The following is a 13,221-nucleotide window of genomic DNA, read 5'->3' on the forward strand; positions in this document are numbered from 1 at the left end:
AACAAGCCGGGTTCGGAGCGAACGGATAGCGACAGGTTTTGGGAGGCCAGAAGGCTGGTGGCGGTTCTCGAACTCACCAATATTTCCAAACATTTCGGCGCCATCCAGGCCGTCAACGACGTGTCGTTTTCGCTCGAAGCGGGGCAAGTGGTCGGCCTCATGGGCGATAACGGCGCCGGCAAGTCCACATTGGTCAAGATGATCGCCGGCAACTTTCGGCCGAGCCACGGGACCATGCGCCTCGATGGCGCCGATCTCGTGCTTCATCGGCCGAAGGAGGCACGCCAGCACGGTATCGAGATCGTTCACCAGGACCTGGCGCTCTGCAACAATCTCACGGCGGCGGCGAACGTCTTCCTCGGGCGGGAATTGCGCCGCGGCGTATGGCCCCTTCGCATCCTCGACTACAAGGCGATGTACAAGCGCGCCGGCGAGATATTTCGCGAGCTCAAATCCGAGACCCGCCCGCGCGATCTCGTCAAGCAGATGTCAGGTGGCCAGCGGCAAGCGGTCGCAATCGCCCGCACGATGCTTTCGGAAGCGAAAATCGTCTTGATGGACGAGCCGACCGCCGCCATTTCCGTGCGCCAGGTAGCTGAAGTTCTCAACCTGATCCGCCAATTGCGCGACCGGGGCATTGCCGTTGTCCTGATCAGTCATCGCATGCCCGACGTCTTTTCGGTCGCCGACCGGGTGATCGTGATGCGGCGGGGAAGAAAGGTGGCCGACAAGCCAATTGCGGCAAGTTCGCCCGAGGAAGTGACCGGCCTCATCACCGGCGCCATCGAACAGGTGTGATCGATGCCATCCGTTGCAGGGGCAGGAAGGAAGAAGGCCGACGATGGCGATTACACTTGACCAGACGATCGAGCAGAAGCAGCGCAGCTGGCTTGCGGCGATCCTGAGCAGCCAGACATTCTGGGTTCTCGTTGCGGTCGTTCTCGCCTGCATTTTCCTGTCGATGACGACGGACTCCTTTGCCACGGCGAAGAACATCTACAACATCACCCGCAACGTCACCTTCGTTGCGATTATCGCGCTGGGCATGACGCTGGTCATCATCACCGGCGGCATCGATCTGTCCGTTGGCTCCGTGCTTTGCCTGTGCAGCATGGTGCTGGCGGTCGTCATGCACGCGGGATACAGCATCGAGGTCGGCATCGCCGCCTCGATCGGCACCGCCCTTGTGGTCGGAGCGTTCAACGGCCTGTTGATCGCCTATCTCGGCTTTCCGCCTTTCGTCGTCACGCTCGGCATGTTGTCGATCGCGCGCAGCCTTGCGATGGTTGCCTCCAACAACACCGTCGTCTTCCAGTTCGGACCTGACCACGACAAACTTCTGGCGCTCGGTGGCGGCGCCTGGCTTTTCGGCATTGCCAATCCGGTGGTCTACATGGTCGTTCTGGCGCTCATGACCGGTTTCGTGCTGCGCTGGACCAAGTTCGGCCGCTATGTTTTTGCCATCGGCGGCAATGAACAGGCCGCGACGCTGACGGGCGTCCCCGTGCAGAGGATCAAGGTCATCGTCTATATGATTTCCGCCCTGTCGGCGGGGGTTGCCGGCATCATCCAGACCGGCTGGCTCGGCGCTGTCACGACAAATATCGGCGCCGGGATGGAACTGCAGGTCATTGCCGCCGCGGTCATCGGCGGAGCCAATCTGGCCGGCGGCGTCGGCACCGCCTTCGGGGCCTTGATCGGCGCTGCGCTCATCGAGGTCATCCGCAACAGCCTTGGCCTGCTCGGCATCAATGCCTTCTGGCAAGGCAGCTTTATCGGCGGGGCAATCGTGCTTGCCGTTCTCTTCGACCGAATTCGCAATCTGCGGCGCGACGAGTAGGCGAACGTACCGAGCGTTCGGGATCGCCGGAATGCCGCCAAGATGCCGTGTCCGGCAGTCCGGCTGGACCGATGCCGGCGCGTCGGTCCAACACGAGCGGCAGTCGTGTTCGCGGCCATCGTCAATAGACATCCCTCACATACCGCTTTGCCGCCGAAAGCGCCTTTACGTATTTCTCGGCCATGTCGCCGGTCATGTTTCCGTGACATGCGACAATTTCCTTAAGCGCCGCATCGACATCCCTGGCCATACGGCTGGCATCGCCGCAAACGTAGAAATACGCGCCCTCCTCCAGCCAGCGGAATAGTTCGGCGCCGTACTCGCCCATCCGGTGCTGAACGTAAATTTTCGCATCCTGATCGCGGGAGAAGGCAAGGTCCAGGCGGGTGAGATGACCGCTCCTCGTCCAGCGCTCCAACTCGTCGCGGTAGTAGAAATCCGTGGCCTGATGCTGCTCTCCGAAGAACAGCCAGTTCTTTCCCTTGGCACCACGCGCCTCACGCTCCTGGAGGAAGGCACGGAAGGGAGCAATGCCTGTGCCGGGTCCCACCATGATGGCCGGCGCGTCCGGGTCATGCGGCGGACGGAAATGTGCCGAAGGTTGAATGAAAATCGGAGTGACGACATCGCCAGCACGATCGGCAAGGAACGCCGATGCGGTCCCTGCCCGGATCACCGCGCCGTTTGCGTATCTGACAACGGAGACCGTCAGGTGAACCTCGTTTCGATGGAGTTTGGAGCTTGAAGAGATCGAGTAAAGGCGCGGCTGCAAGCGTTTCAGGCCACCAATGAATTCCTGTGCTTGGATCCGGCATGGCGCCAGCGCGACGATATCGGCGATCTGCTTGCCCCACAGCCAGCGTGCAAGCTCTTCGCGCTCACCGGACGATATTTCCGACAAAGTATTGCTGCCTGAAACGGATGCCCACCATTTCACGAAGTCGCCGCTCGCCCGCCCAAGCTCGAAATGCTTTTCCAGGGCCTCCGCAAGCGGCATGTCTCCCGATCCCTCGACCGAAACCGGACTATCGGCTTCGAGCTTCAGCGTCGTCAGGATCTCGTCGACAAGCCTAGGGCTATTGCTCGGCCACACGCCGAGCGCGTCGCCCGCCTCGTAGCTCAATTCTCCGTCACCAAGGTCGAAAGCGAATTGCCTGACCTCTTTCGCGCCCCCCTCCGCCGTCAGCCGCTTGTTGACCAGCAGCCTCGATGCATAGGGCGCCTTCCGGCTGAACGTCGGTTTCGGCGAAACACCGGCGACCGCTGGAGGTGCAGCGACAACCGCTGCCGTCGGCCGGGAGGACGCGACCGCAAGCTCGGCGACCTTGGCCGGCTGCAGCATCTCGCAAAGACGGTCCCCCCAGGATGCGACCGACGCCTCGTAGTCAGGCTCGCAGTCGATGCGGTCCGCAAGGCGCTGCGCGCCCAGAACCGCAAGGCGCTCGTCGAGCTTGCGGCCGAAGCCGCAAAACTGATCGTAGTTACTGTCACCGAATGCGCAGACCGAATAGTGAAGGCCGGCAAGATGCGGCGCGGTCTCCTTGTTCAGGGCCTTCCAGAAATCGGCGCCGTTGTCCGGCGGGTCGCCGTCGCCGAATGTGCTGACGAAAAACAGGCAGGTTTGAGCCCCGGCAAGATCGCCGGGTGACAAGGCCTCCAGCGCAGAAAGACGAAATTTCCGGCCTTGCGCCTCAAGGCGCTTTGCAAAGTTCGAGGCCGCCGTCTCGGCATTGCCGGTTTGAGATGCCCATGCGACCAGAACGACGGGAGCCGTCACCTCCGCCGGGAGTGCCAGCACCGGAGCGGAAGACGGGGATACGATCTCGCCCGGCCTTCTACGATCCCGCGAAAAGAGTCCTGCCAGCATCCCGTCGACAAGCAGCCGGCTCTCGGCTGTCAGAGGTGCGCTCTCGGGAAGAACCGGAAGAGCGACCGAGCCGATGGCGATCGCAGCGTTCAACCCTGTCATGAACCCCTGCAGATAAACCTGCTCTGAAGGTGTAAAAGCCGGAACAGCGGCAAGCCCGACTCCTGTCATAGCACTCAGGGCAGTGATTTCGGGCGCGGCGGAAGGCGCTGGGGCGGCTGCGGTTTCGACGCGAGCCTCCACAATGGCATTCATCGGACGTTTCTCCTGTTCGCTGTCCGTCGAGGTCGCTTTCTCGCTCAGGCGGATCGCGACGGCAGTGAACTTGAACTCGGGCTGCAGGGACAGGGGATCGACCGCGTCGCTCGTGACGGCATTGATGGCGAGGTCGTCACCGAAGCTGTCGTTCCAGTGAAACGGCGCAAAACAGGTTCCGGGCAGCACCCGATCGGTGACGACGGCGGGAAGCACCGCCTTGCCCCGTTTCGAACGGATCTCGACCCTGTCCTTTTCCTCTATGCCGAGTTCCGCCGCGTCCTCGGGATGGATTTCGACGAAGGGGCCGGGATTGAGCTTGTTCAGCGTCGGGATTTTTCCGGTCTTCGTCATGGTGTGCCATTGGTGCTGCAGGCGACCGGTGTTCAGCACGATGGGAAAATCCGGGCTCGGCATTTCCGCCGGCGCCATATGCGGGCGTGGAAAGAAGACTGCCTTCCCCGTCGGCGTAGCAAAGGCGAGCCGGGGCTCGGTCCCGTCAGCCAGGACCTTTCGCTCCTGGCTGACGCCGTTGTTGACGTAGCGGATCGGATTGCGGTCGGCAGCCTCCGCCGAGGCCACGGGCCACTGCAGAGGCCCGGCGCTCAATCGCTCGTGGCTCGCTCCGCGGATATCGTAGCCGGTCTTCGGGTTCCAGGCCCGTTTGATCTCCTCGAACACTTCGGCCGAAGAGGCATAGTCGAAGGCTTCGGCAAAGCCCATCTCGCGCGCGACGCGCGCGATAATGAGCCAGTCTGGCAAGGCCTCCCCCGGCGGCTCGACGGCCTTGCGCGTCAACGTCATGTTGCGCTCGGAATTGATCATCACGCTATCGCCCTCCGCCCAGAGCGCGCCGGGCAAAAGGATATCGGCGTAGATATTGGTTTCGGTGTCGAGAAACGCGTCCTGCGTCACCACCAGTTCGGCCGCCTTCAGCGCCCTTATGACGTTGTCGCGGTTGGATACGGTCGCCACAGGGTTCGTGCAGATGATCCAGCAGGCCTTGATCGCACCGGCTGCCATGTCTTCGAACATGGCGATCGTTCCGCCGCCCGCCTCCGCGCGCAAACTGCCGTGGGGGATTTTCCAGAGGTCTTCGGTGAAGGTGCGGTCCGCTTCGACAAGCGCCGAGCGCTGACCAGGAAGCCCTGGCCCCATATATCCCATTTCCCGGCCGCCCATCGCATTCGGCTGGCCGGTCAAAGAAAACGGGCCGCTTCCGGGCCGGCATATCTTGCCCATGGCGAGATGCAGATTGCAGATTGCGTTGGTGTTCCAGGTGCCGTGCGTGCTCTGGTTCAGGCCCATGGTCCAGCAACTCATGACCTCCGGCGAACTGCCGATCAGTTCGGCGGCCTTGATGATGTCGTCAATCGGAATTCCGGTGATCTCGGACACTTTTTCCGGCGGGTAGTCCGCCAGAAAGTCCGCCATCTGCTCCCAGCCGTCGGTGAATTCGGCAATGAAAGCGGAATCCGTGTGACCGTTCTTGACCACCAGATGCAGGAGACCGTTCAGAAGCGCGAGATCGGTTCCTGGCTTTATCTGCAGGAAGAGGGTAGCCTTGTCCGCGGTGGCGTTGCGCCGTGGATCGACCACGATCAGCCGCGCGCCCTGTTTGACGCGATCCATCATGCGAAGGAACAGGATCGGGTGGCAGTCGGCCATGTTGGCGCCGATAACGAAGAAAAGGTCGGCCTTGTCGAAATCCTGATACGAGCCGGGCGGACCATCGGAACCGAGCGAAAGCTTGTAGCCGCTTCCCGCGCTCGCCATGCAAAGCCGTGAATTGGATTCAATGTGCTTTGTCCGGATAAAACCCTTCGCAAGCTTGTTGGCGAGATATTGTGCTTCGAGCGACATCTGGCCGGAGACGTAGAAGGAAACGGCATCGGGACCATCGCGTTCGATAATTGCCTTCAGCCGCCGTGCGGTCTCGCTGATCGCCTTGTCCACTGAAACCGGGAGCTGGTCCTGGCTTCGGGCAAGGCGCATGTGGGCCTTGTCCATCCGACCGGACTCGGCGATTGCCTGGCCGCAGGTATTGCCTTTCGTGCAAAGCCTTCCGAAATTCGTCGGATGCGTTTTGTCGCCGGAGACCTTGACCACCCTGTTGCCCTTGACCTCCATCACGATGCCGCAACCGACGCCACAATAGGGACAGGAGCCTTTGACGGTCTTGCTGTCGGAGGTCATAGAGTTCCCTCCAGCTCAGACAGAATCCCGAACTCGAGCATTGCAGGGACGAAGTTTTCATTGTCGTGGCCGGGTCGCGTCAATTTGAGCAGCGCGAACCGCTGGAGGTCCGTCAGCTTGCACCACTGAGCACCAGTCGGTGGCGTGACACCTCTTGAGGCCGCCTGGCTTGTCACGACCTGCGGCACGCCATCGGAAGCCGCCCATGCCACTGCCTCGCCGGCATCGATCGACTTCGCCAGTTCACCGGTGCGCCGTGCAATGAACTCGGTAAGCGCCATGCGGTATGCCTCCACGTCGGCGGGCACCTTGCAGGGCTGCTCCAGCAGCCATCGCCGTTCCGGCTCTTCAAAGCGGCTCCACTGTCGCAGCGACAGCTTTATGCCACAGAGATCCAGCTTGAACCGCACCGCCATCGGGATGCAGCGGAGGCTGCCTGCGAAGTCGCTCTCGAACCGGAACGTTTCGATAGGCTCTCTCATAATTGGCTCCCGTTCACAGGCAGGAACGAACAGCCATTGACCGGCTTCAAACGATGGGCAGGCATTCTGCTCAATCTCCTTGGACGACACCCGACGTCCTGAAAAGTCCAAAAACAAAAAAGCTGCTGACCAAAAATGTCGTCCGAAGGAGACGCCAGTTTCAGATCAGCAGCTTTGCTATGAGACGCCCGCCGCTGGACGCTATGCCAGTTGCCCGCAGCAACCGGAATTGCGGCAGCAAGAACCATGCCAAGCCAGGATATTGCTGAAAAGACTGAGATTTCTCGGCTGCCGCCCCGCATCCGCAACCTGCTGCCGTGAAAATCGGCAGTCACCAGACCGCGCCCGCCCGGCGTTTAGGCAAAACGTCGGTTGGCAGGAAACCCATTTCGTCGTCAACATCGGCAAACAGCAGAGAGCACGAAGACGCGCAGCGTAAATTTACTGTTGCGTACTTACGCACAGATCGGCGGCGCCTATTGTCCCCGGTCTGGAACCTGGTGGGACCTTGATGAGGACGTTGCCTGTTTTCGCCGTATTGCTGTCGCTTTGCTCCTGCGGACATCCAAGTGGCGTGATGACGCCGGTCGCGCTCACCGCGTCCGTTCCGAAGACATCGCAGGTCGAGATGCTGGTGGCGACGACACGTCAGCCTTCCGGAGATCCCGCGACGCTTTTCAATGGCGAACGCAGCCCGAAACCCTATCTGACCGACATTGCCGTATCCATCCCGCCAAAACGCGCTGCCGGCACCGTGCAGTGGCCCAAGCGGCTGCCGCCGAACCCGGCGACCGATTTTGCCGTCACCCATGTCGAACATCTCGAAACGCGGGCGGAGGGCCGCGCCTGGTTCAACCAGCACCTCAAAGACGGCCACGCACTCGTATTCGTGCATGGTTTCAACAACAAATACGAGGATTCCGTTTTCCGTCTTGCCCAGATTGTCCACGACAGCGGCATGGACGCGACACCGGTTCTCTTCACCTGGCCGTCGCGCGCGCGGCTGACAGCCTACGAATACGACAAGGAAAGCACAAACTATTCGCGCACGGCGCTCGAACAGGCATTGCGCATTCTCGCGCAGGACCCGAGCGTCAAGGATATCACCATCCTTGCCCATTCCATGGGAACCTGGCTTGCCATGGAATCCCTGCGCCAGATGGGCATCCGCGACGGTCACGTGAACCCGAAGATCCGCGACGTCATTCTTGCTTCGCCCGATATCGACATACAGGTCTTCGCCAAACAGTTCGTGGAGATGGGCACGCCCCACCCGAAATTCACGATCTTCGTTTCGCAGGACGATCGGGCTCTGGCGGTGTCCAGCCTCATCACCGGAAAAGTATCGCGGCTCGGCGCAATCGATCCGTCCAAGGAGCCCTATCGCAGCCGGCTGGAGGAAGCAGGCATTACCGCGATCGACCTGACCGAGGTCAAGACCGGGGACAGCCTGAACCACGGCAAGTTCGCCGAAAGCCCCGAAATCGTCCAGCTGATCGGCCAGCGCCTGATGACGGGCCAGACCCTGACGGACTCCAATATCACCTTTGGCGAAGGCGTTGCCGCGGTGGTCGGCGGTACGGCCCAGACAGTCGGCAAGGTCGCGGGAACGGCGGTGGCCGCCCCTCTGACGATCATCGAACAGCCGTCGCGCACCGCGGCAAGGCCAGCGAATGTCGAGGATACGCTTCGCGCCGACCCGCAATCCAAACCGCTGACCAATTGACCGACCGGTTTACGGGCAGAGGTTACGGGAACGATCAGGGCTGTCGCCGCTCAATCCGGTCGCCGTTGACGGAAGAAACGTTACCTGCGCCCGGACCGCCCTGCCGCTTCCCTTCCCGGAAAATGGAGCGATCGTGCTGGCGTGCGGCAGCCCGTGCCGTAACGATGCGCGCATTTACGGTAATTTACTTCCGTCCCTTTCGCTTACGCGCGAAGCTTCCGGCTCACACCCCGGAGGCGATGATGGCACTGGCATTCGACGATGGGCGGTCCTCAGGCACGGCGCCCGAAGGCATGATCTGGATCCCCGGCCGGACCTTCACGATGGGCTCGAACGAGCACTATCCCGAAGAGGCGCCTGCCCATCCGGTAAGGGTGGATGGCTTCTGGATCGACGAGATCCCCGTCACGAACCGCAGGTTCATGGAATTCGTCAAGGCGACGGGTTACGTCACCTTTGCCGAAAAAGCGCCGGAAGCGAGGGATTATCCCGGCGCAAAACCGGAAATGCTGCGCGCCGGATCGCTGGTCTTCTTTCAGCCGAAGACCGTGAACGGACCTGATATTACCCAATGGTGGACCTTCAAGTTCGGTGCGAACTGGCGCCGGCCGCTCGGCGGCCTGAGCGATCTGCGCGGCAAGCTCGACCACCCCGTCGTGCACGTCGCCTGGTGCGATGCCAAAGCCTATGCGGATTGGGCAGGCATGGATCTGCCGACCGAGGCCGAATGGGAGCTTGCAGCCCGCGGCGGCCTCGACGATGCGGAATTCGCCTGGGGCGACGAGTTGATGCCAGGCGGCGTCCCCATGGCCAATACCTGGCAGGGCACCTTTCCCGTGAAATCCACGAAGGCGAAAGGCCACGAGCGGACCTCGCCCGTCCGCAGCTTCCCGCCGAACGGTTACGGCCTCTACGACATGATCGGCAATGTCTGGGAATGGACGATGGACTACTGGTCCGACCGCCATCCGCAACCGGTGGCAAAAGCCTGCTGCATTCCAGACAACCCGCGTGGCGGCGGCATGGAGGCGAGCTACGATGCGCGCCAGCCCGGCATCCGCATTCCGCGTCGTGTGCTCAAGGGCGGCTCGCATCTGTGCGCCCCGAACTATTGCCGCCGCTATCGTCCGGCCGCCCGCCATGCGGAGCCGGAGGATACGTCGACCAGCCATCTCGGCTTCCGCTGCATCAAGCGAGCGTCCGCAGCAAAGGAGGATGTCCATGCGAAGGTCCACGCAAGCCATTGACGTCAGTCTTGCCTCCGTTGCCGTCGCCCTCATCCTGCTGATCGCGGCGGCATGGAACCCCGTTTTCGCGCAGGAACCGCTGCCTTCCTGGAACGACACGCCGGCCAAGGCCCGTATCATGGATTTCGTCAAGGCGACCGTCACGGAGGACGGCAACGGCTACGTTGCCCCCTCGGACCGTATTGCCGTCTTCGACAATGACGGCACGCTCTGGTCCGAGCAGCCCTATTACACCCAGCTCGGCTTCGTGCTCGACCGGGTCAAGGCGCTGGCGCCCCGACATCCCGAATGGAAAACAAAGGAGCCTTTCAAGAGCGTTCTTGCCGGCGACATGAAGGGCATCGCGCGCGGCGGGGAAAAGGGCATCGTCGACCTCGTGATGGCGACACACGCCGGCATGACCACCGAAGAATTCAGCAAGACCGTCTCGGACTGGTTTGCGACCGCAAAACACCCCAGGACGGGTAAGCCCTATACCGAAATGACCTACGTGCCGATGCGCGAACTGCTCGATTATCTCAGGGCCAATGGCTTCAGCACTTACATCGTTTCGGGCGGCGGGGTGGAATTCATGCGGCCGGTGACGGAACGGATCTACGGCATCCCGCCCGAACAGGTGGTCGGCAGCACCATCGCAACGCAATATGATCTGGTCGGCGACGTCCCGGTTCTCAAACGCCTGCCGAAGATCGATTTCATCGACGACGGTCCCGGCAAGCCCGTGGGCATCAACAAGTTCATCGGCGCGCGGCCGATCTTCGTCGCCGGCAATTCCGACGGCGATTACGAGATGATGCGCTGGACGACGGCAGGCGAAGGTCCGAGCTTCGCCATGCTGGTGCACCATACGGACGCCGATCGTGAATATGCCTATGACCGGGAATCGGCCTTCGGAAAACTGGACAAGGCACTGGACGAGGCCGAACGGCGGAACTGGCTGGTGGTCGACATGAAGCGCGACTGGAAGACGATTTTCGCCTTTCAGTAGCCTCGCTGCCGGTTATCGCTTTAGAAGTGGAAGACCACGCCCAGGATCGGTCCGTGCTCGACGATATCGTTGGTCAGCGTATCGTCGCTGTAGTTCACGCCGAGAGCGCGATAGCCGGCAACAGCGGAAACGGCGTCGTTCCATTTGTAGCCGATCCCCCCCATCACGTCCCAGTCGAGATCGGCACCGCCAGCACCGATCAGTCCCCACCCGGTCAGATAGACCGAGGGTGTAATCGAGTACATCCCCCTCAGACCCGCCATGGCATCGACCCAGGTGGCGTCGTCTTTGCCCGACACGCCATCCAGCGGTCCTCCGGCAAAGGAAATCGTCGTTTCCATATACCAGATCTTGACGCCGCCGATGACATCGAGACGGCCCTGGGGTTCGTCGATCACGGCGTAACCCGCGCCGATCATCGCCGCGAAGGTTTCCTGCTTCAGATCGACCTCGTTGGCCAATAGGCCGCGCGGCGTGGCGGAATCGGTCGTCACCCGGACATAGGTGATATCGGTCACGATGCTGAAGCGGTCGTAGCGTGCGTCCCCCGCTGCCATGAAGGCGAAATCGAGATCCGAGAGAATGTCGCCGAAACTCTCGTCGACATGAACCTCCGGAAGGCCGAAAACGCCGGCGTCGCCGGTGATCCCGGCGACCCAGAAATAGGGCGACAGCGAAAAGGTCCACTTATCGGGATCGGCCGGCTGCGGCTGAGGCGCCAGAACAGGAGCAATATCGGCGGCATGAGACATGACCGGCACGGCCAGAATGGCCGCGGACAACAACAGCACGGTGCTTCGCATCAAAAATCCCTCTGCTGACCCACGAAATTGGCATCCCCCGTCCCAATAGGACACATCTGCCGCGTCGAACGGAAGTAAGTTACCGTAAACGTCAGCGTAAACGCCTCCGCATGCATTGCTTCATTTACGGTCGAGGCCCAGCGGCGGCGACCTTGAAATCGGCCCCGGCCTTGACCAGCCCCAACTTGATATCCGTCGCCAGCTGGGGGTCCAGCCGTGCCTGCGCCATCCGCTGCTCGAAGGTTCTGCCGAAGTCAGGGACACCTGTCGCAATTTCGGCAAGACGAGATCCCGCGCCCTCCGATCCGAGCTGTCCCAAAGCCGCGGCACGGATCGCGCCCGTCAGGAAATCGCCGGAACTGACCTGCTCGACAAGCAGGGAGGCCTCGGAATAATCACCGGTCCGATAGGCCTCGAGCGCGAGAACCAGCATCGCATTGCGTGGGACCGTATCGACCGATCGGCCGGCATCCTGGGCCATCGCCACACCAGCCTCCCGATAACCCGCAGAATAGAGGATGATCGCCAGGTTTGCCGCCGTCTCGGGATTGTGGGGGTTGAGCGCAATCGCCCGATTTCCGGTCTGGATTGCCGCTTCCGGCCTGCCATCGGCAAATTGCGCATTCATCAAGGCGATCTGCGCCCGATCAGACAGCGGCGCGAGAGAAACCGCCCTCTTTGCGGTTTCCAAAGCTCTCGCCGTGGCGGTCGGATCCGGCATATCCGTGGCCAACAAGCCCTGCGACATGAGTGCGAGCGCATCGGGATCGTCAGGCGCTGCGGCAAGCGTCTTTCCGAGACAATGCTGAAATTTCCTGGCGATATCCGGGTCGGCTTCGTCCAGCGCGTATTCCATCCTGATGATGCAGGCATTGCCGATATCGCTGTCGTTGCCGGCCTGCATCTCGACCATGTTGATGGCACCGCGGCCGGAAGCAAGCCGCCTTGCAAGCCGATCGGTGATTTCTTCCCTGACCGCCGCATGGCTGCTGCCGCTGATATCGAACCGCTCGACACCGGCCCTCAGGAGATTTCCGGAACCTTTGTCGACAAGCTGCCACCAGATACTGCGATCGTCCCCGTCCCCGTAATATTTGATGTCGAGATCGTAGCTCCGTGACGACGAAGCCGCCTTGTCGGCAAGACCGGGAGTGGCCTTCGCGACCGTCAGCGTCTGAAATTGCGTAAAGGCCGCGAGCAGCATATCGCGCGTGACGCTCGCCTCTCCTCTCATCCCGGCATCCATGCCCTCCATGGAGACGTAGACCGTCGGGCGAACCGTGAGAACGGGCGACGCGGGAAAGACAGCAAGCCCACCGCCGACAAACAGGCAAGCGCCGATCGCAATCGCAAGTGCCGGCTTCCACCGGGGCCGGCTGCCGGCCAGCACGCGGTCCTCTTTCGGCGGCTCTTCCGCATTGTTGACGTCCGATCCGGCATCGCCGGCCAAGACTTCGCCCTCACCGGCATCGTCGGGCTCGAGCGGCGGCGGATTCTTCGGGAAAAGCGCTATATACATTCCCTTGGGAATGTGGATGGAAATTTCGCGGTCGGTGCCGAATGCCTCGTAGTAAGCGTGCAGACCGCTGCGCAGCCGGCTTATCTCGATGCGGACGATCGGATCGTTTGCAGCGTCGAACCCACTCGGCCTTCCAAGCACGTCGAGTGCAATAGCATAGGCCTTGACGTTGCCGTCGTATCCCTCGAAACGGCGTTCCGCCAGATATTTCAGGATGTCGCGCTGCCTTGCAGTCACCCTGAATCTTGGATCGTCAAGAAGTCGTCCCAGTTCCTCCCTCGCCACCGCTGTCGATACT

General features: G+C 61.7%; 9 protein-coding genes. 5 read left to right on the forward strand and 4 right to left on the reverse strand.

Annotated elements, in window-relative coordinates; genetic code table 11:
• Positions 1 to 57 precede the first annotated feature (57 nt).
• Together ACFPWW_RS08650 and ACFPWW_RS08655 are read left to right on the forward strand one after the other, a co-directional pair.
• Positions 58 to 798: an ATP-binding cassette domain-containing protein gene (locus tag ACFPWW_RS08650; RefSeq protein ID WP_112563085.1), complete on the forward strand. Its 741-nt coding sequence runs from the start codon at positions 58 to 60 to the stop codon at positions 796 to 798.
• A 43-nt stretch (positions 799 to 841) separates the two neighbouring features.
• The gene (locus tag ACFPWW_RS08655) at positions 842 to 1,840 is read left to right on the forward strand and encodes an ABC transporter permease (protein WP_112563087.1); all 999 of its coding nucleotides are present in this window, start codon (positions 842 to 844) and stop codon (positions 1,838 to 1,840) included.
• A 121-nt stretch (positions 1,841 to 1,961) separates the two neighbouring features.
• Here ACFPWW_RS08655 and ACFPWW_RS08660 read toward each other — a convergent pair whose 3' ends face one another.
• Together ACFPWW_RS08660 and ACFPWW_RS08665 are read right to left on the reverse strand one after the other, a co-directional pair.
• Positions 1,962 to 6,158 (reverse strand): molybdopterin-dependent oxidoreductase, encoded by a 4,197-nt coding sequence (locus tag ACFPWW_RS08660; protein WP_377311382.1) that lies wholly within the window; start codon positions 6,156 to 6,158, stop codon positions 1,962 to 1,964.
• Positions 6,155 to 6,730, reverse strand: a complete 576-nt coding sequence (locus ACFPWW_RS08665; protein WP_377311383.1) for a nitrate reductase associated protein — start codon at positions 6,728 to 6,730, stop codon at positions 6,155 to 6,157. The genes ACFPWW_RS08660 and ACFPWW_RS08665 overlap by 4 nt, the downstream gene beginning before the upstream one ends.
• A gap of 421 nt (positions 6,731 to 7,151) precedes the next feature.
• Here ACFPWW_RS08665 and ACFPWW_RS08670 point away from each other — a divergent pair, with 421 nt between their 5' ends.
• From ACFPWW_RS08670 to ACFPWW_RS08680, 3 genes are all read left to right on the forward strand, one after another.
• Positions 7,152 to 8,366, forward strand: a complete 1,215-nt coding sequence (locus tag ACFPWW_RS08670; RefSeq protein WP_377311384.1) for an alpha/beta hydrolase — start codon at positions 7,152 to 7,154, stop codon at positions 8,364 to 8,366.
• A gap of 242 nt (positions 8,367 to 8,608) precedes the next feature.
• A complete protein-coding gene (locus ACFPWW_RS08675; protein WP_377311409.1) occupies positions 8,609 to 9,613 on the forward strand; it encodes a formylglycine-generating enzyme family protein in 1,005 nt (334 codons plus the stop codon).
• Positions 9,588 to 10,601, forward strand: a complete 1,014-nt coding sequence (locus tag ACFPWW_RS08680) for an HAD family hydrolase (RefSeq protein WP_377311385.1) — start codon at positions 9,588 to 9,590, stop codon at positions 10,599 to 10,601. Before ACFPWW_RS08675 ends, ACFPWW_RS08680 begins: the two co-directional genes overlap by 26 nt.
• Before the next feature lie 20 nt (positions 10,602 to 10,621).
• Here ACFPWW_RS08680 and ACFPWW_RS08685 read toward each other — a convergent pair whose 3' ends face one another.
• Positions 10,622 to 11,404 (reverse strand): outer membrane protein, encoded by a 783-nt coding sequence (locus ACFPWW_RS08685; protein WP_377311386.1) that lies wholly within the window; start codon positions 11,402 to 11,404, stop codon positions 10,622 to 10,624.
• 124 nt (positions 11,405 to 11,528) lie between these two features.
• Positions 11,529 to 13,160: a hypothetical protein gene (locus ACFPWW_RS08690; RefSeq protein WP_377311387.1), complete on the reverse strand. Its 1,632-nt coding sequence runs from the start codon at positions 13,158 to 13,160 to the stop codon at positions 11,529 to 11,531.
• Positions 13,161 to 13,221 lie beyond the last annotated feature (61 nt).

It is taken from the genome of Rhizobium sp. GCM10022189 (genome assembly GCF_042656325.1).
Lineage (GTDB): Bacteria > Pseudomonadota > Alphaproteobacteria > Rhizobiales > Rhizobiaceae > Rhizobium.